The sequence below is a fragment of the Pseudomonas sp. P7548 genome (genome assembly GCF_013386585.1).
GTDB lineage: Bacteria > Pseudomonadota > Gammaproteobacteria > Pseudomonadales > Pseudomonadaceae > Aquipseudomonas.
On sequence record NZ_JACARO010000059.1, the window covers coordinates 16,079 to 33,868 of the forward strand.

Below are 17,790 nucleotides of genomic sequence, written 5' to 3' on the forward strand. Positions count from 1 at the left end.
GAAGCAGACCCAAAAAGCCTGGGAGCGCTGCGCACTCCAGCGGGAGCAAGCTCCCTCGCCACAAGGTGTTGTTTAGGCAAACACAAAATACTTACGCACCGTCTCGACCACTTCCCACGTCCCCTTCATCCCCGGCTCCACCACGAAGATATCCCCAGCCCGCAGGTGAATCGGCTCCAGGCCTTCTGGGGTGATGATGCAGTAACCTTCCTGGAAGTGGCAGTATTCCCACTTCACGTAGTCCACGTACCACTTGCCCGGGGTGCAGATCCAGGTGCCCATGATCTTGCTGCCGTCTTCGCTGGTGTAGGCGTTGAGGTTGACGGTGTGCGGGTCGCCTTCGAGTTTTTCCCATTTGCAGGCATCCAGGACCGGCAAGGGGTGGGTGTCGCGCAGTACGGTGATGGGCGTGGACATGATGTCTCCAGGGCAGGGAATGGAAAGAGCCACCCTAAGGCCTTGGGCGCGGCGGCAGTGGTCTGAACTCGACATCGGGATGCCCAGAAGCGCAGCGGTGCGATGGTCCGGAAACCACCGCGAACCCTTGTGGGAGCCGGGCTTGCCCGCGATAGCGGAGTGTCAGGCTATGAAGATGCAAGCAGTGCCATCGTCATCGCGGGCAAGCCCGGCTCCCACAGGGAGTGGTGGCGCATCTGGACGATAGACTTGTTCGTAAATCCGCCATTTCTTCGCAGTAAGTGCGAAAAATTTCCCGATCCACGCCAGATTTCGCAAGAAAATTCGCAACAGGCCCTCGTATCATTCACCCCAGTAACCGCCGAGAGCCTTCAGATGAACCCAATAAAAACGTGGTGGGATATCAGCCCTCCCTTGAGTACGGCGACCCCGACCTGGCCGGGAGATACGCCGTTTCAGGAAGAGCGCGTATGGCAGTTTGGCCCGGAGTGCCCGGTGAATGTGGGGCGCATCACCTTGTCGCCGCACACCGGCGCCCACGTGGACGCACCGCTGCATTACAGCGCTGACGGCGCGCCGATTGGCGAGGTGTCGCTGGACGTGTACATGGGCCCGTGCCGCGTGCTGCATTGCCTGGACAGCGGCGCCCTGGTGCAGCCGCATCAGTTGGAAGGGCGTGTGGATAACTTGCCGGAGCGCGTGCTGCTGCGCACTTATCCACAAGCGCCGCTGACTGAGTGGGATTCGGGCTTCACCGCCATCGCCCCGCAAACCATCGAGCTGCTTGCCAGCCTGGGCGTGCGTTTGATCGGCATCGACACCCCGTCGCTTGACCCGCAGCAGTCCAAGACCATGGATTCGCACAACGCCGTGGCGCGCCATGGCATGGCGATTCTCGAAGGCATCGTGCTCGACGACGTACCGGAGGGCGACTATGAACTGATCGCGCTGCCGCTGCGGTTTGCCAACCTCGACGCCAGCCCAGTCCGCGCCATTCTCCGCCCGCTCAAGGAGCCCACGCGATGAGCCAATGTCCTTTCTCTTCCGACTACCAACCCCCGGAAGAATGGCATAACGCCGAACTGAATTTTTCCGAGTCCATGAGCTACGGCGATTACCTGGACCTGGGCAAAGTCCTCAGCGCCCAGCACCCGCTGTCGCCGGACCACAACGAAATGCTCTTCATCATCCAGCACCAGACCTCTGAGCTGTGGATGAAACTCATGCTCCACGAACTCAAGGCCGCTCGCGAACATGTACGCCTGGGCGAGTTACCGCCGGCGTTCAAGATGCTGGCGCGGGTGTCGCGGATCTTCGACCAACTGGTGCACGCCTGGGCAGTGCTGGCGACCATGACGCCGTCGGAGTACAAGGCGATCCGCCCGTTCCTCGGGCAGTCGTCGGGGTTCCAATCGTTCCAGTACCGCGAGATCGAATTCATCCTCGGCAACAAGAGCGCGGCGCTGTTGCGGCCCCACGCCCACCGGCCGGAGCTGTTGAACGAGTTGAAAGTGGCGATTGCCACACCGTCGCTGTATGACGAGGCGATCAACCTGATGGCCAAGGCCGGCCTGCCGATTGACCCGACACGCGCCGAACGCGACCCGACGGCGCCGACGGTACATGATGAGTCCGTGGAGGCGGCGTGGCGCGAGGTGTACCGCGACCCGAGCCGCTATTGGGATTTGTACCAGTTGGCGGAGAAGTTTATCGATCTGGAGGATTCGTTCCGCCAGTGGCGTTTCCGCCATGTGACGACGGTGGAACGGATTATTGGTTTCCAGCCGGGAACCGGCGGCACCGAGGGCGTGGGGTATTTGCGCAAGATGCTCGACACCGTGTTGTTCCCAGAGCTGTGGCGAGTACGCTCCACGCTCTAAATAAAAGGCCCCGGATTACCGGGGCCTTTTCATTTGGAATGCATTCAAAACTGTGGGAGCGGGCTTGCTCGCGAAAGCGGTGGTTCAGCCAGCACATCTAGTGACTGACACACTGCATTCGCGAGCAAGCCCGCTCCCACAGGGGTTACTGCGCCACGGCTGCTTTCGTGTTTCTGACCCGCAACCGGTAGGCCACATAGATAATCCCCACCCACACCGGCATCGCATACACCGACTCGCTGATTCCCGGAATCGCCAGCATCACGCTGATGATCATCACCATGAACGCCAGGCACAGGTAGTTGCTGAACGGGAACCAGAAGGTCTTGAACGACGGCGTCACGCCTTGCTGGCCCATGGCTTTGCGGAACTTGATGTGGGTGATGCTGATCAGCGCCCAGTTGATCATCAGCGAGGCAACCACCAGCGCGAACAGTAACTCCAGCGCGCTCTTCGGTGCCACGTAGTTGACCACCACGCACAGCATCGTCACCAGTGCCGAAATCGCCAGGGCGCGAATCGGCACGCCTTGCTTGTTCAGCTTCATCAACGATTTCGGAGCATCGCCTTGCTCGGCCAGGCCGAACAGCATGCGGCTGTTGCAGTACACGCCGCTGTTGTACACCGACAGCGCCGCAGTCAGCACCACGAAGTTGAGGATGTGGGCAGCGGTGTCGTTGCCGATCAGCGAGAAGATCTGCACGAACGGGCTGCCGCTGTAGGCATCGCCCGACGCGCCGAGGGTTTGCAGCAGTTGGTCCCATGGGTACAGCGACAGCAGCACGGTCAGGGCGCCGACGTAGAAAATCAGGATCCGGTAGACCACCTGGTTGATCGCTTTCGGGATCACCTTGCGCGGCTCGCTGGCCTCGGCGGCGGTGATGCCCACCAGCTCCAGGCCGCCGAACGAGAACATGATGAACGCCATGGACATCAACAGCCCCATGCCGCCATTGGGGAAGAACCCGCCGTGGCTCCACAGGTTGCTGACGGTCGCTTGCGGGCCACCGGTGCCGCTGAACAGCAGGTAGCAGCCGAGCACGATCATGCCGACAATCGCCACCACCTTGATGATCGCGAACCAGAACTCCGCTTCACCGAAGAACTTCACGTTCAGGGTGTTGATCAGGTTCACGGCCACAAAGAACACCAGTGCACTGACCCAGGTCGGGATCTCCGGCCACCAGAACTGGATGTACTTGCCCACCGCCGTCAGTTCGGCCATGCCCACCAGTACGTAGAGCACCCAGTAGTTCCAGCCCGCCAGGAAGCCCGCGTAGCCGCCCCAGTATTTGTGGGCGAAGTGGCTGAAGGAACCGGCCACCGGCTCTTCGACGATCATCTCGCCGAGCTGGCGCATGATCAGGAACGCGATGAAGCCGGCAATCGCGTAGCCCAGGATCATCGACGGCCCCGCCGACTTGAGTACCCCGGCCGAGCCGAGGAACAACCCCGTACCAATCGCCCCTCCCAAGGCGATCAGCTGAATATGCCGGTTCTTCAGGCCACGCTTGAGGCCTACCGGGTTAACCATGTCATCCGCCATTAACATTCCCTTCTACTTGTTTTTCTTAGGGTAAGTGCACGCGCAGCTGCCCCTCAGAAGTACTGAGGGTCAGATATTACTCTGCGTAAACTTTTCGTAATACAGCTGAACGCCATCAAGTGCCTGATCCGCCAGCCATTGTTGGACGGATTCGACCATTGGAGGGGGGCCGCACAGGTACATATCTGCCGAACTGTCCCGCCATTCGGCCAAGTCGAAATGCTCGGTGAGGTAGCCGCGCTTGCCGGGCCAGTCTTCGGCGGGCGCGCTGAGCACTTCGGTGTAGCGAAAGCCCGGAATTTTCGAAGCATAGGCCTGGATGCGCGGCGCTTCGCACAAGTCTTCGGCCCCGCGCACGCCGTAATACAGATGAACGGGGTGGTCGCAGCCGTTGGCAGCCAGTTCGTCGAGCATGCCCAGCAAGGCCGACAGCCCGGTGCCGCCGGCCACCAGCACCAGCGGCTTGGTCACGTGGCGCAGGTAAAACGCGCCCAGCGGGGCTTCCATCACCAGCTCATCGCCCACCTGGCAGCGTTCGCGCAGGTAGTTGCTCATCACCCCGTCGGGCAGCAGGCGCACCAGGAACTGCAGCTGATTACCCGGCAGGTTGGCGAAGGAGTATGACCGCCAGCTGTTCGTGCCTGGCACCGACAGGCGCGCATATTGGCCCGGCAGAAAATCCAGGGCCTGTTCCAACTGCACCTGCAGGATCGCCGTGCTGGCCGACACCTGCTCCACCGCGCTCACGCTGCCCCGTACCTGCACCGGCCCCGGCGCATTGCACAGGCTTGAGTCGAAGTCGAAATAGAACGTCGCGTCAGACTTCACCCGCGTCTGGCAACTGAGCATCTTGCGCTGTTGCAGGTCGAGGCTGGACAGGGCTTCTTCGTCGACATAATCCTGGGTGTAATCGCCGCTCTCGCAGCGCCCCTGGCAGGTGCCGCACACGCCCTCGCGGCAATCCAGCGGGATCTTGATGCCATTGCGCAGCGCCGCATCCAGCAGGATTTCATTAGCGGCCACCGGGAAAAACAGCGTCTTGCCATCGGCAAAACTGAACGCCACTTTGTGATTCATCTTATTGGCTCACAGAACTTGTAGTGAGCGGGCTTGCCCCGCGCCGCGGTCAATCAGACACACAAGCCGTATCTGACACACCGCCGCGCGGGGCAAGCCCGCTCTCTACAGTCCGTTGTCAGAGGTGATAGAAATCGAGCACCGAGTTGATGGTGTCGTTGAGCAGCAGCGCATGCTTGCGGGTGATCAACCAACTGTCGCCGTGGGGCTTGAGGCGGTACGTGGCATGCCCGTAGAACTGCTCCGAGGTGGCCAGGCGATAGAACAGCGTGTGCCAGTTCAATTTCACCTCCAGCGTTCCATCCCCCTGCTCGGCAATGCGCACGTTGTTGATCAGGTGCAAGGTGCGCGGCATCGGCGTGGCCGACGCGGCTTTGCCGGTGCGCAGTCGGAACACACGGTCTTCCAGGCCGGAGCGGTTGGCGTAATAGATCAACGACATCTCACGCTTGGGGTCGCGGGTGTAGACGTGCTCCGAGTCCCACTGCGGCAGGTGGAATTCACTCTGCGGGTCGAACAGCTGCACATAGGCGTCCCAATCCTGGGCATCGCACAGCTCGGCCTTGCGGTAGAAGAACTGCTCGATTCGGTACTGCAATGGGGCATTCATCACTCCACCTCCCGCAGGGTCAGCGCTTGCTTGTCCAGGCCATCGAGCAGGAATTGCTGCCAGTTGCGGTGCTGGTTCACATACAGGCCTTCATGGGTGAATTCGGTGCCGGTCATGGCCGGTTGAATGCCGATGGCTTCGCTGTTGGGTGTCGGCCCGGTTTCCCAGCGATGACTGCCACGCGAGATATCGCTCCAGCGCTCCAGGCGCCCCTGGAAACCGCGCTGGGCTTCGCGGAACTCCACCAGGTCATCCGGCGTGCCCATGCCCGAGACGTTGAAGAAGTCCTCGAACTGGCGGATACGGTTTTCACGGTCGGCGTCGGATTCGTTCTTCACCCCCAGGCACTGGCTGATGATCTCGGTCTTGTTCCATGCCACCGGGCGGATGATGCGCAGTTGCGAACTGATCTGATCAAGGAAGAACAGGCTCGGATAGATGTTCAGGTTGCGCAGGCGGTGCATCATCCACTCGGCCTTCTGCTGGCCGTGTTCTTCCACCAGGCGCGGCATGATGGTGGCGTAGCCGGAGCGCACGCTCGGGTTGGGCATGTCGCTGAACAACAGGCTGTGGCCGTTGTTGAAGGCGAACCAGCCGTCGTCAGTGTTTGCGTCACCGGCGCCGAGCTTGCTGTAGTCTAGGGTGCTGCCCGAGCCGGTGCCGTTTTCGGTGTTCACCTGCTGGCGATGCTGCACCGTGGCCACGTAGTTGTAGTGCACGGTGCTGACGTGATAACCGTCCAGGCCGTTCTCGTTTTGCAGCTTCCAGTTACCGTCATAGGTGTAGGCGGACTTGCCCGGCAGTACTTCCAGTTCGCCGGTGGCGGACTGCGCGACCATCATGTCGAAGAACACTTTGGCATCACCGAGGAAGTCTTCCAGGCTGTCGCTGCCATTCACGTCCAGGCTGATGAAGACAAAGCCCTTGTAGCTGTCGATGCGTGCCTTTTTCAGGCCGCGTGTGGCTTTGTCGAAGCCCTCTGGGTATTCCCCCGGTGCCTTGACCTTCACCAACCGGCCGTCGCTCTTGTAGCACCAGGCGTGGAACGGGCAGGTGAAGGTCGATTGGTTGCCCTTGCCGACCCGCGTCAGGGTGGTGCCGCGATGCTGGCAGGCGTTGATCAGCGCATTGAGCCGGCCTTCGCCATCGCGGGTGATGATCATCGGCTGGCGCCCGGCGCGCATTGTCACGAAGTCGTGGGGGTTGGCCAGTTCGCTTTCATGGCAGGCGTAGATCCAGTTCTTTTCGAAGATCAGTTCCATCTCCAGGTCGAACAATTCCGGCTCGGTGAACATGTCCCGGGCGATGCGGAACACTTCATCCACCGGGCGAAAATCCAGGCAGCCTTCGATAAACGTTTTCCACTGCTCGACGCTTCTTGCACCACTCATGGGAGGCACCTTTTTTGATCAGGGCTAATCGGTGGCTCATTAGAGGGGGCGGGGCAGCGCGCGGGCTATCCGCTAAATGGGCGAACCTGCGCCGGAAAGTTGGGCCGCAAAATTGGGCAGCAAATACCCAACCCGGTGCAGAGCGGTGACGGGATGCGCTACTGTCTTGCAGGGCAAGGGGCGCGCGAACCGGCGACTTATCCACATAGTCGACTGTTCCTATCCACTCAGTGGCCATGGGGCGCGTGTGGCGCATAACTTGCTGTCGAACAATAACGACGCGCCGCCAGAGCGCGCAAAAAGCCTAACCGCCGTGGGTGCACCTTGATGAGTAGCCATACACGCGAAATCCATATTCAACGCTTTGACCTGGAAGGCGCCTGCAGCTGGATGTCCGGCATCTGTGGGCCGCACAGGCTGGCGACGTCCACGCCTGAGCGCCTGCGTTTTCACCACAGTGCCAACGTATTCAAGTCCCGCGCCACCACCCTGGGCGTGATCGAGTACGGCACCGACGTGACCATCGACATCGAAGACGCCGAACACTTCAGCAGCTACAGCCTGAGCCTGCCGCTGGTGGGTGAGCAGGAACTGAGCAAGAACGGTGAGTGCCTGAGTTCCAACCGCGACCAAGGCGTGATCCTCTCGCCCAACGAGCACCAGGTGCTGGCGATCTCTGGCGACTGTCGCAAGTTGCAGGTGGTGATCACCCGCGCGGCGATGAGCGAAACGCTGGAAGGTTTGTTGCAACGGCCGATCGAATCACCGCTGCGGTTCGAGTCGGTGATGGATGCGGTGGACGGCGCATCGGCGTCGTGGTGGCGCATGGCGCGTTACTTCATTGCAGAGCTGGAGCGCAGCAGCGAGTTATATGAACAGGCGGCGTTTACCCGAGACCTGGAAAGCTCATTGATCAAGGGGCTGATCCTGGCGCAGCCGAACAACTACTCCGAAGAACTGCGCGACGTACTCGGTGTGAAACTGCCGCACTACCTGATTCGGGCGCGCCAGTACCTGCACGACAACGCTCGTGAGGCGGTGTGTCTGGAAGACCTGGAAGCTGTTTCCGGGGTGACGCGCTTCAAGCTGTTCGATGCGTTTCGCAAGTACTTCGCGCTGTCGCCCATGGCGTACCTCAAGAAGCATCGGTTGGGCGCAGTGCGTCAGGAGATCCTTGAACAAGGCTCCACGCGCACCATCTCCGAAATTGCCCTGGGGTGGGGGTTTACGCACCTGGGGCGGTTCTCTGCGGAGTACCGCAAGTTGTTCGATGAATCCCCCAGCCAAACCCTGCAGCGCAAACGCCTGCGCAGTAGCTGACCTCAATGAGGATCCAAATGTGGGAGCGGGCTTGCTCGCGAAAGCAGTGTGTCAGCCAATACATCCGGCGACTGGCAGACCGCATTCGCGAGCAAGCCCGCTCCCACAGTGGAGATGTGGTGTTTGGGAGGAATCAGATCAATTCTTCCACCAGTTGCAGGCAATGATTGAGCCCCGGCGACTGGTCATTCACCCGTCGGCTGAGAATGATCGGCGAGGTCGCCGTGGCCTCCACAATCGGCGTGTAGCCGATGTCTGCACGGTGCAGCACCTGCACCGACGCCGGCACCAGCGTCACGCCCATCCCCGCGCCCACCAGCCCGATGGCGGTCTGCAATTCGTTGGTCCACTGCGCCACCTTGAGGCTCAAACCGTGGGCGTCGAACAGCGCGATCACATGGTCGGCGTAGCTGGGCCGTGGGTTGCCGGGGTAGAGCACAATCGGTTCGGCGGCCAATTGGGCGAGGGTGGCCGGCGCCTCCAGCAACGGGTGGCCGGCGGGCAGCACGGCCACCAGTCGATCTTCCACCAGCACGCGCTGGACGATGGCCGGGTCGTCGATGCGAATGCGCCCGAACCCCACATCAATCCTTCCAGCCTTGAGCGCTTCGACCTGCTGCAAGGTGGTCATTTCCGACAGCCCCAACTCCAGCTCCAACGCCTCATGGGTGCGCAGGCGACGGATCAGTTCCGGCAGCACGCCGTACAGGGTCGACGGGGCAAAGCCGATGCCCAGCCAGGTCTTCTCGCCCTGGCCAATGCGCCGTGTGTTGTCGCAGACCTTGCTCAATTGTTCGAGCAGCACATTGGCATGTTCGTAGAAAAACCGTCCGGCTTCGGTCAGCCGCAGCGGTCGGCCGCGTTCCAGCAGGATCACCCCCAATTCGTCCTCCAATTGCTGGATCTGCCGGCTCAACGGCGGCTGGGCAATGTGCAGGCGTTCGGCGGCGCGGGTGAAGTTGAGGGTTTCACCCAGCACCTGGAAATAGCGCAGATGACGCAGCTCCATGATGGCTCCTTTCATACCTTGAGGGTATTGCTCGAGACCCATTCTATATTGGAAGCCTGTAAAGATACGGCACAGAATCGGCTCAAACCTAAAAAGAACCCAACGGGTATAGCCATGCCGATTTGCGCCATCGAGTCGATCGAGACGATCATCGTCGACCTTCCCACTATTCGCCCGCACAAGCTGGCGATGCACACGATGCAAAACCAGACGCTGGTGATCATCCGTCTGCGTTGCGCCGACGGCATTGAAGGCATCGGCGAAGCCACCACCATCGGCGGCCTGAGCTACGGCGACGAAAGCCCTGACAGCATCAAGATCAACATCGACCGCCACTTCGCCCCGCTGCTGATCGGTCAGGACGCCAGCAATATCAACGCGGCCATGTTGCGTCTGGAGCGCAGCATCCGTGGCAACACCTTTGCCAAGTCCGGGATCGAAAGCGCCTTGCTCGATGCCTTGGGCAAACGGCTGAACTTGCCGGTCAGCGAACTGCTCGGCGGTCGCGTGCGTGATGCCTTGCCGGTGGCCTGGACTCTGGCCAGCGGCCACACGGACAAGGACATTGCCGAAGCCGAAAAGATGCTCGACCTGCGCCGTCACCGCATTTTCAAATTGAAGATTGGCGCCGGTGAAGTCGCCCACGACCTGGCTCACGTCATTGCCATCAAAAAAGCCCTGGGTGATCGCGCCAGCGTGCGGGTCGACGTCAACCAGGCCTGGGATGAAGCCGTTGCGTTGCGCGCGTGCAAGGTGCTCGGCGACAACGGCATTGACCTGATCGAACAACCGATCTCGCGCAATAACCGCAGCGGCATGGCCCGGCTCAACCTGTCGAGCCCGGCGCCGATCATGGCCGATGAGTCCATTGAGTGTGTCGAGGATGCCTTCAACCTGGCCCGCGAAGGTGCGGCCTCGGTGTTCGCCCTCAAGATTGCCAAGAACGGCGGGCCCCGCGCCGTGTTGCGCACCGCGGCGATTGCTGAAGCGGCGGGCATTGGCCTGTACGGCGGCACCATGCTCGAAGGCGGTATCGGCACGCTGGCCTCGGCCCACGCCTTCCTCACGCTGAACAAACTGGCGTGGGACACCGAGCTGTTCGGCCCGCTGCTGCTCACCGAAGACATCCTCGTCGAACCACCGGTTTACCGCGATTTCCAGCTGCATGTTTCCACCGCCCCGGGCCTGGGCCTGGCCATCGATGAAGAGCGCCTGGCGTTCTTCCGTCGTGACAAACACTAAGAGGCGCCTGCCATGTTGTTCCACGTAAAAATGACCGTGAACCTGCCCCTCGACATGAGTCCCGAGCGCGCTGCTGGCCTCAAGGCCGAAGAAAAAGCCTTGGCCCAGCGCCTGCAACAAGAAGGCAAATGGCGCCACCTGTGGCGCATCGCCGGGCACTACGCCAACTACAGCGTGTTCGATGTCGACAGCGTGCAGGACTTGCACGATCTGCTGATGCAGCTGCCGCTGTTCCCCTACATGGCCATCGAAGTGAACGCCCTGTGTCGTCACCCTTCGTCGATCCATGAGGACGACCGCTAGGCCGTTTTCCACACGAATAACTACAAGATGAGGAATGCACCATGTCCATCCGACTGTCCCAGACTGCCCATGCCCAACAGTTTCTCGAAGAAGCCAGCGGCAACCTCAACGACGGTGGCAACCCGCGTACCAAGGCGCTGATCTATCGGATCCTGCGTGATACCGTGAACATCATCGAAGACCTGGAAGTGACCCCGGAAGAGTTCTGGAAGGCGGTCAACTACCTCAACGAACTGGGCAAGCATCAGGAAGCCGGTTTGCTTGCGGCCGGCCTGGGCCTGGAGCATTACCTGGATTTGCTGATGGACGCCGCCGACGAAGAAGCCGGCAAATTCGGCGGTACACCGCGCACCATCGAAGGCCCGTTGTATGTGGCTGGGGCGCCTTTGTCGACATACGAGGCACGCCTGGACGACGGCACTGACGCGGCCGTGCCGCTGTTCATGCGCGGGCAAGTACGCGACACGCATGGCAAGCCATTGGCCGGGGCCATTGTGGATGTGTGGCAGGCCAACACGGGTGGCACTTACTCCTGGTTCGACCCGACGCAGTCGGAATTCAACCTGCGTCGGCGCATCGAAACCGATGCCCAGGGCAACTACCGTTTTCGCAGCATCGTGCCGTCAGGCTACGGCTGCCCACCGACCGGCCCGACCCAGCAGTTGCTCGATCAACTGGGGCGTCATGGGCAGCGGCCGGCGCATATTCACTTCTTCATCTCGGCGCCCGGGCATCGGCACCTGACCACGCAGATCAACCTGTCGGATGACCCGTACCTGCATGATGATTTTGCCTATGCGACGCGGGAAGAATTGATTGCTGAAATCCGCTTCAGTGACGATCAGCAACTGGCGCGGGAGTTTGGTGTGGAAGGGCGGTTTGCGCAGATCGAATTTGACTTCGAGTTGCAGGCCTCGGCGGCACCGGTCGAGCAAAAACGCATGCAGCGCGTGCGCGCCCTCGAAGACTAAACAGCGAACACGTTTCAAAATGTGGGAGCTGGCTTGCCTGCGATAGCGGTGGTGAATGTTACATAGCTATCGCCGGCAAGCCAGCTCCCACAGGTTCCAGTTTTCATAGGTTTTTTTGTGGTGTTGCTGGTTATTTGCGGATAACCAAATCCAGCACTTCATCCCGATCCTTGATCTTCTGCAGCACAATCTCTGAACGGATATCCATCACCCCCGCCGTGCGGTTCAGGTGGTTCACGATAAAGTCCGAAAAGTGCTTCAGGTTCCTCGCCTGCACCCGCAGCACATAGTTGCTGGCGCCGGTGATCACGTAGGCGCTGGCCACCTCGGGCCAGCCCTGCACCTTCTTGATGAACGTCTCGTGCCAATCCTCCACATCCTGGCGCAACGACAGGTGCACGATGGCCTCCAGCTCGATGCCCAATTGCTCGGCGTTGAGCACTGCGCGATAGCCGCTGATGATTCCTTCGCTCTCCAGCAGGCGCAAACGGCGCAGGCAGGCGGACGGCGACAGCGCGACTTTTTCCGCCAGCTCCTGGTTGCTGATACGGCCATCCTGTTGCAGGAAATGCAGGAGGCGCAGGTCGGTGGCGTCGAGAATCATGGTTAGAATAAATCCGCGTGTTTAGGGGTTAAATTCGAATTTCCTACAGCTTAATTAGCCTTTTAGCCGTTACTTTGCACGAAAATTTTGTAAAGCTTCGTTCAATATTTTGTCCATCTTCACTTATAAAAACAGGACAACCCATGACCACTCGAAGCCACTGCCTAGCCCTGGATGACCAGGATCCGCTGGCGCCCTTGCGGCGTCAGTTCGCGCTGCCTGACGGCGTGATCTACCTCGACGGCAACTCCCTCGGCGCCCGCCCGGTGGCCGCGCTGGAACGGGCGCAAGCGGTGATCGCCGAGGAGTGGGGCAATGGCTTGATCCGCAGTTGGAACAGCGCTGGCTGGGCCGACTTGTCGCAACGCCTGGGCAACCGCCTGGCCCCGCTGATCGGTGCACGAGACGGCGAAGTGGTGATCACCGATACCACTTCGATCAACCTGTTCAAGGTACTCAGTGCCGCCCTCACGGTGCAGCGCCAACGCACACCGGCGCGCAAGGTGATCGTCAGCGAAGCCAGCAACTTCCCCACTGACCTGTACATCGCCGAAGGCCTCACCGAGTTGCTGCAACAGGGTTATTCCTTGCGGCTGGTCAACAGCCCGGACGAACTGCCCCAAGCCATCGACAACGATGTGGCGGTGGTGATGCTCACCCACGTCAACTACAAGACCGGCTACATGTACGACATGCAAGCGGTCACGGCCTTGAGCCACGAGTGCGGCGCGCTGAGCATCTGGGACCTGGCGCATTCGGCGGGCGCGGTGCCCCTCGACTTGCACACGGCCGGTGCGGACTACGCGATTGGCTGCACCTACAAATACCTGAATGGCGGCCCCGGCTCCCAGGCGTTCGTGTGGGTCAACCCGGCCCTGGTGGACGTGGTGCGCCAGCCGCTGTCGGGCTGGTTCGGGCATACCCGCCAGTTCGCCATGGAGTCCAACTACGCGCCGAGTGCGGGCATCGCCCGTTACCTGTGCGGCACGCAGCCGATCACGTCGCTGGCCATGGTGGAATGCGGCCTGGAGATTTTTGCCCAGACCGACATGGCCAGCCTGCGCAGCAAATCCCTGGCATTGACCGACCTGTTCATCGCATTGGTCGAAGCGCGTTGCGCTGCCCATGGCCTGGTGCTGATCACCCCGCGTGAGCACGCCAAGCGCGGCAGTCACGTGAGCTTTGAACACCCTGAAGGCTACGCGGTGATCCAGGCGCTGATTGCCCGTGGCGTGATCGGTGATTACCGTGAGCCGCGCATCATGCGGTTCGGGTTTACGCCGTTGTACACAAGCTTCACCGAGGTGTTCGATGCCGTGGAAATCCTTGGCGAGATCCTCGACAACCGCACCTGGGACCAGCCGCAATTCAAAGTGCGCAACAGCGTCACCTGACACAACGCAGATCAAAATGTGGAGCCCGCTCCCACACAAAGCCAGCTCCCACAGTGGATCTGTGACAACCGCCTAAAACAGTGCAATCACAATAATAAAGGGGCACACCACGTGACCACGCCAGACAACGGCTTTGCAGAGATCACCCACCGCGAACTGGGCCTGAGGCGCCAGCTCACTTCCGGCCAGATGAGCATGATCGCCATCGGTGGCGCCATCGGCACCGGGCTGTTCATGGGCAGCGCCTATGCCATTGGTTACGCCGGGCCCAGCGTACTGGTGAGCTACGCCATCGGTGCGTTGATCACCTTGCTGTTGATGGGTTGTCTGGCGGAGATGACGGTGGCCCATTCCACCTCGGGCTCGTTTGGTGCCTACGCCGAGTTCTACATCAGCCCGCTGGCCGGGTTCCTGGTGCGTTACGCCTATTGGGCGGCGATTGTGCTGGCCGTGGGCGCCGAGGTCACGGCGGTGGCGATGTACATGAAGTACTGGTTCGCCAATGTGCCGGAATGGGTGTGGATCGTGTCGTTTTCCAGCGTGCTGATCCTGCTCAATGCAATCAGCGTGAAGACCTTCGGCAATTTCGAATACTGGTTTTCCACGATCAAGATCAGCGCCATCGTCGGCTTCATCATCCTCGCCGTCTACGTGGTGTTCGGCTCGGGCAACCCGGAGTACGGCGTGCAGAACTACACGGCCCACGACGGCTTTTTCCCCCATGGCCTGAGTGGCATGTGGATCGCGGTGATTGTGTCGATCTTCAGCTACCTGAGCGTGGAGATGATCGCCGTGGCCGCCGGTGAAGCCGCCGACCCGGAGCAGGCGGTGAAGAAGGCCTTCCGCGCCACCATCGTGCGCCTGGTGGTGTTTTACCTGCTGACCCTGGCGTTGATGCTCGCCATCGTGCCGTGGAACCAGGCCGGGCAGACCCAGAGCCCGTTCGTCACGGTGATGCAGACCATCGGCATTCCCGGCGCCACCGGGGTGATGAATTTCGTGATCCTGATCGCGGCGTTGTCGGCCATGAACAGCCAGCTCTACATCACCACGCGCATGATGTTTAGCTTGTCCCGCGCCGGGTTTGCGCCCAAGGCCATGGGCGCCTTGAGCAAGAGCGGCATCCCACTGAACGCGCTGTTGCTGTCCAGCTCGGGGATTGCCCTGGCGACGTTGCTCAACGTGGTGTACCCGGAAAGCTCATTCACGCTGATGATGGCTATTTCCATGTTTGGCGCGATCTTCACTTGGTTCATGATCTTCCTCACCCACTTCTTCTTCCGCCGTTACCGCAAGCGCCATGGCGGGCCGACGCTGTCGTTCCAGCTGCGCCTGTTTCCCTACAGCACGCTGCTGGGCCTGGTGCTGATGGGCGCGGTGATGATCACCACCTACTTCACTGACGCGTTCAAGATGACCCTGGTGTTTGGCGTGCCCTTCCTGCTGATCCTGTCGGTGGTGTATTACGGGTTCTTCCGCAAGGGCAGGGCCAAAGCGTCGAACAAGGCCTTGGCGTAACCGGGCAGCTGTTCGAACGCACGCGCCGCGAGCAGCAATTTCCGGCAGGCCCAGTCTTCCTGCAAAGGCTGGGTATTGAAACGCGGCGCCGACGGCCAGCGCTCCAGTGCCGCCTGGGGGACAATCCCCAGGCCGGCACCGCCTGCGACCATGCGCATCACCCCCTCAAACCCCTCGGCGCGGATGCGCGTTTGCAGGCGGAACCCTGCGTGCAGCGCCTGTTCTTCCAGGTACACGGTCAATGCGCTGTTGGCGGCCAGGCCGACGAAGTCGTGTTGCAGGCTGTCGATAAAACTTCCACCGGTGAACGGATGATCCAGCGGCGTGATCAGCACCAGTGGGTCGTCGCGAAAGGGCAGGGTTTGCAGGCCGTGGGTGTCTACCGCGTCGGAAATGATCCCCAGGTCTGCCGTGCCCTGGCGCAGGGCCTGGGTGATGCGTAGGCTCGGCAGCTCCTGCAGGTCGATATCGAGGTTGGGGTGCTGGCGCAAAAAGTCGGCGAGCAGTTCCGGCAGGTGTTCGCTAAGGGCCGTGGTGTTGCACAGCAAGCGCACCTGGCCTTTGATGCCATTGGCGTATTCCGCCAGGTCCTGTTGCAGGTGTTCGGCTTGTTGCAGCAACAGGCGAGCGTGACGGGCCAGGGCTTTGCCTGCGGGGGTGGGCGTGACACCGCGGCGGTTGCGCTCCAGAAACTCGATGCCCAGTGAGGCTTCCATCGCGCGGATGCGTGCGCTGGCGGCGGCCAGGGACAGATGGCTGCGGGCTGCGCCGGCGGTGATGTTGCCGGTGTCGAGGATGTGCAGGTAGAGGCGCAGGTCGATCAGGTCAAAGTGCATGGCTGGGTTTCTCGGTTGACAGGACTGGCCCCTTCGCGAGCAAGCCCGCTCCCACATTTGGAATGCATTTCAACATGTGGGAGCGGGCTTGCTCGCGAAGGCGGCCTCAGCCTCATGCAAAACAAGAGGCTGCCTCAGTATATGGCGAATTTCCGATCAGGCCGAAATCCCTCACAATCCCTCCATGAATACCTTCCTAGCGTTCTACCAAGACATTGGCCCAGCCCTGACCCTGTTGGTGATCGGCACTTTCCTGCTGGCCGGTACCGTCAAGGGTGTGATCGGCCTTGGCCTGCCCACCGTGGCCATGGGCCTGCTCGGCCTGGCTATGCTGCCGGCGCAGGCTGCGGCGCTGCTGATCATTCCGTCGACGGTCACCAACCTGTGGCAACTGGCGTTCGGCGGTCATTTGAGTGCCTTGCTCAAACGCCTGTGGCCGATGCTGCTGCTGATTTTCCTCGGCACCGGGCTCGGTACGCTGTGGCTGGGCATGGATGGCGGTGGCTGGGTGGTGCATGCGTTGGGCGGCGCGTTGCTGGTGTATGCGCTGAGCGGGCTGTTCCTGCCCACTTTCAAGGTCAAGCCTGAGGCCGAGCGCTGGCTGGGCCCGGTGTGCGGCGTGATCACCGGCATCATCACCTCGGCCACCGGCGTGTTTGTGATTCCTGCGGTGCCGTACCTGCAGGCCTTGGGCTTGAACCGTGATCAACTGGTGCAGGCGCTGGGGCTGTCGTTCACCGTGTCGACCCTGGCGCTCGCCGCCGGCCTAGCCTGGCGCGGTTCGCTGGGAGGCGGCGAGATCAATGCGTCGCTGCTGGCGCTGGTGCCGGCGCTGCTGGGCATGTGGCTGGGCCAGGCGGTACGCCAGCGCATCAGCGCGGTGTTGTTCAAGCGCGTGTTTTTCGTCGGCATGGCATTGTTGGGCGCCCATCTGCTGATCAGCGGTTAAAGATCAACGCCTTATTCGTGCATTTTGATCAAATGTATTTTGCCGCGCCGCTGCTTATTCCGAGGGGGCAATGTCGATAGCCTGCCGGCAGACATTTCTAACCCTTTGGAATCCCCCATGAAAAAAGTCCTCCTGCTCAACGGCGGCAAGCAATTTGCGCACTCCGACGGCCGCTATAACACCACCCTGCATGACGCCGCCGTGGCGGTATTGGACCGTGCCGGCATCGACGTCAAGGTCACCCACATCGACGCAGGCTACGACGTGGCCGAAGAAGTCGCCAAATACCTTTGGGCCGACGTGATCATCTACCAGATGCCCGGCTGGTGGATGGGCGCGCCGTGGATCGTCAAGAAGTACATCGACGAAGTCTTCACTGAAGGCCACGGCAGCCTCTACGCCAGCGACGGCCGCACGCGCTCTGACTCGTCGCAGAAGTACGGCAGCGGCGGGCTGATCCAGGGCAAGCAGTACATGCTGTCGCTGACCTGGAACGCGCCGCAGCAAGCCTTCGACGACCCTACCGACTTCTTCGAAGCCAAGGGCGTGGACGCGGTGTACTTCCCGTTCCACAAAGCCAATGAGTTCCTTGGCATGACCGGCCTGCCGACCTTCCTCTGTGTGGACGTGATGAAGCGCCCGGCGATCGAGGCTGACGTGGCGCGCTACGAGCGGCATCTGGCGCAGGTGTTCAATTTCTCGGTGTAAGCTGCCAGCAACCGA

18 protein-coding genes are annotated in these 17,790 nt (G+C 61.2%); 10 read left to right on the forward strand and 8 right to left on the reverse strand.

Features of this window, described 5'->3' with window-relative positions; all coding sequences use genetic code 11:
- Positions 1-72: 72 nt before the first annotated feature.
- Positions 73-417 carry a cupin domain-containing protein gene (locus HX803_RS22300; RefSeq protein WP_049711538.1) on the reverse strand — a complete coding sequence of 115 codons (345 nt, stop codon included), beginning with the start codon at positions 415-417 and terminating at the stop codon, positions 73-75.
- Between the two features lie 375 nt (positions 418-792).
- Here HX803_RS22300 and kynB point away from each other — a divergent pair, with 375 nt between their 5' ends.
- The gene (kynB, locus tag HX803_RS22305) at positions 793-1,443 is read left to right on the forward strand and encodes an arylformamidase (RefSeq protein ID WP_178923556.1); all 651 of its coding nucleotides are present in this window, start codon (positions 793-795) and stop codon (positions 1,441-1,443) included.
- A complete protein-coding gene (kynA, locus tag HX803_RS22310; protein WP_178923558.1) occupies positions 1,440-2,297 on the forward strand; it encodes a tryptophan 2,3-dioxygenase in 858 nt (285 codons plus the stop codon). The genes kynB and kynA overlap by 4 nt, the downstream gene beginning before the upstream one ends.
- Before the next feature lie 145 nt (positions 2,298-2,442).
- Here the strand turns inward: kynA and HX803_RS22315 are convergent, their stop codons facing one another.
- From HX803_RS22315 to antA, 4 genes are all read right to left on the reverse strand, one after another.
- Positions 2,443-3,843 (reverse strand): amino acid permease, encoded by a 1,401-nt coding sequence (locus tag HX803_RS22315; RefSeq protein ID WP_178923560.1) that lies wholly within the window; start codon positions 3,841-3,843, stop codon positions 2,443-2,445.
- 69 nt (positions 3,844-3,912) lie between these two features.
- Entirely contained in the window at positions 3,913-4,920 is a 1,008-nt protein-coding gene (gene antC, locus HX803_RS22320) for an anthranilate 1,2-dioxygenase electron transfer component AntC (RefSeq protein WP_178923562.1), read from the reverse strand.
- Positions 4,921-5,038: 118 nt separating this feature from the next.
- Positions 5,039-5,530 (reverse strand): anthranilate 1,2-dioxygenase small subunit, encoded by a 492-nt coding sequence (gene antB, locus HX803_RS22325; RefSeq protein ID WP_178923571.1) that lies wholly within the window; start codon positions 5,528-5,530, stop codon positions 5,039-5,041.
- Positions 5,530-6,921: an anthranilate 1,2-dioxygenase large subunit gene (antA, locus tag HX803_RS22330; protein ID WP_178923573.1), complete on the reverse strand. Its 1,392-nt coding sequence runs from the start codon at positions 6,919-6,921 to the stop codon at positions 5,530-5,532. The genes antB and antA overlap by 1 nt, the downstream gene beginning before the upstream one ends.
- 327 nt (positions 6,922-7,248) lie before the next feature.
- On the opposite strand from antA, the gene HX803_RS22335 reads away from it, so the two are divergent.
- Positions 7,249-8,241, forward strand: coding sequence for a helix-turn-helix domain-containing protein (locus HX803_RS22335; protein ID WP_178923575.1), 993 nt, complete (start codon positions 7,249-7,251; stop codon positions 8,239-8,241).
- A 133-nt stretch (positions 8,242-8,374) separates the two neighbouring features.
- Here the strand turns inward: HX803_RS22335 and HX803_RS22340 are convergent, their stop codons facing one another.
- Entirely contained in the window at positions 8,375-9,250 is an 876-nt protein-coding gene (locus tag HX803_RS22340; protein ID WP_178923577.1) for a LysR family transcriptional regulator, read from the reverse strand.
- A gap of 114 nt (positions 9,251-9,364) precedes the next feature.
- Between HX803_RS22340 and HX803_RS22345 the strand changes: the two genes are divergently transcribed.
- The 3 genes from HX803_RS22345 to catA are packed head-to-tail and all read left to right on the forward strand — an operon-like array spanning position 9,365 to position 11,766.
- Positions 9,365-10,492: a muconate/chloromuconate family cycloisomerase gene (locus HX803_RS22345; protein WP_178923579.1), complete on the forward strand. Its 1,128-nt coding sequence runs from the start codon at positions 9,365-9,367 to the stop codon at positions 10,490-10,492.
- A gap of 12 nt (positions 10,493-10,504) precedes the next feature.
- Positions 10,505-10,795: a muconolactone Delta-isomerase gene (catC, locus tag HX803_RS22350; protein WP_178923581.1), complete on the forward strand. Its 291-nt coding sequence runs from the start codon at positions 10,505-10,507 to the stop codon at positions 10,793-10,795.
- A 41-nt stretch (positions 10,796-10,836) separates the two neighbouring features.
- Positions 10,837-11,766: a catechol 1,2-dioxygenase gene (catA, locus tag HX803_RS22355; protein WP_178923583.1), complete on the forward strand. Its 930-nt coding sequence runs from the start codon at positions 10,837-10,839 to the stop codon at positions 11,764-11,766.
- Between the two features lie 130 nt (positions 11,767-11,896).
- Here the strand turns inward: catA and HX803_RS22360 are convergent, their stop codons facing one another.
- Positions 11,897-12,370, reverse strand: coding sequence for an Lrp/AsnC family transcriptional regulator (locus HX803_RS22360; protein ID WP_016974903.1), 474 nt, complete (start codon positions 12,368-12,370; stop codon positions 11,897-11,899).
- A 143-nt stretch (positions 12,371-12,513) separates the two neighbouring features.
- On the opposite strand from HX803_RS22360, the gene kynU reads away from it, so the two are divergent.
- Both kynU and HX803_RS22370 read left to right on the forward strand, forming a co-directional pair.
- The gene (kynU, locus tag HX803_RS22365; protein ID WP_178923585.1) at positions 12,514-13,764 is read left to right on the forward strand and encodes a kynureninase; all 1,251 of its coding nucleotides are present in this window, start codon (positions 12,514-12,516) and stop codon (positions 13,762-13,764) included.
- A gap of 111 nt (positions 13,765-13,875) precedes the next feature.
- A complete protein-coding gene (locus HX803_RS22370; protein ID WP_178923587.1) occupies positions 13,876-15,282 on the forward strand; it encodes an amino acid permease in 1,407 nt (468 codons plus the stop codon).
- Here HX803_RS22370 and HX803_RS22375 read toward each other — a convergent pair.
- The gene (locus tag HX803_RS22375) at positions 15,228-16,118 is read right to left on the reverse strand and encodes a LysR substrate-binding domain-containing protein (RefSeq protein WP_178923589.1); all 891 of its coding nucleotides are present in this window, start codon (positions 16,116-16,118) and stop codon (positions 15,228-15,230) included. The genes HX803_RS22370 and HX803_RS22375 overlap by 55 nt on opposite strands.
- A 184-nt stretch (positions 16,119-16,302) precedes the next feature.
- Here HX803_RS22375 and HX803_RS22380 point away from each other — a divergent pair, with 184 nt between their 5' ends.
- Together HX803_RS22380 and HX803_RS22385 are read left to right on the forward strand one after the other, a co-directional pair.
- Positions 16,303-17,067, forward strand: coding sequence for a sulfite exporter TauE/SafE family protein (locus HX803_RS22380; RefSeq protein ID WP_178923591.1), 765 nt, complete (start codon positions 16,303-16,305; stop codon positions 17,065-17,067).
- Between the two features lie 117 nt (positions 17,068-17,184).
- The gene (locus HX803_RS22385) at positions 17,185-17,775 is read left to right on the forward strand and encodes an NAD(P)H-dependent oxidoreductase (RefSeq protein ID WP_178923593.1); all 591 of its coding nucleotides are present in this window, start codon (positions 17,185-17,187) and stop codon (positions 17,773-17,775) included.
- Positions 17,776-17,790 lie beyond the last annotated feature (15 nt).